Origin of the sequence: Paraclostridium bifermentans (assembly GCF_964259345.1) — a bacterium.
Classification (GTDB): Bacteria; Bacillota; Clostridia; order Peptostreptococcales; family Peptostreptococcaceae; genus Paraclostridium; species Paraclostridium bifermentans_B.
In genome coordinates this window covers 1-521 of the sequence record NZ_CAXVJR010000032.1, presented here as the reverse complement: position 1 = coordinate 521, position 521 = coordinate 1, and the positions used below count along the sequence as shown (strand labels likewise).

General features: G+C 26.5%; 1 protein-coding gene. It reads left to right on the top strand.

Annotated features, from left to right (window positions below; all coding sequences use genetic code 11):
• Window positions 1-442 (top strand): SPOCS domain-containing protein (locus ACEXNK_RS17540; RefSeq protein WP_373601501.1); only part of this gene is annotated, 442 nt, incomplete at its 5' end.
• Window positions 443-521: the final 79 nt, after the last annotated feature.

Here is a 521-nt window from a genome sequence, read left to right as displayed (position 1 = left end):
ATCTTCATCTGTAGAAATAGAAGTGAATATTTCAATATTTAAGCAAATAACATTAGATAAATACTGTCAAATACCATACCAAAAACCACAAATAGAAGAAATAGATTATACAAATATAGATGTAAAGGTTATAAATAGTTATGTAATCACTACACCTAAAATAGTAGCAAATGAAGGTCAAATCTTAAGTGGATTTAAATTAATAATACACGGTTTATTAAAAGTTATAGTAGAATATACAGCAGATATAGATGATCAAGCTATACATTCTACACATTATGACATTCCATTTAGTAGTTTTATTATATTACCACCAGACTATAAAATGGGAGCTAAAGTTGAAGTTTCTGCAGTAATAGAAAGTGCAGATACAATAAGTGTAGGACCAAAAGAAGTATTTATCAATGCTGCTATATTATTAGTAGCTAATATACCTCAATAAGGTATAAAAATCATAAATTTATGGAGGAGCTAATATGCATAAAGAAAATAACTTTAAATGTAAGGATACTAGTATGGTA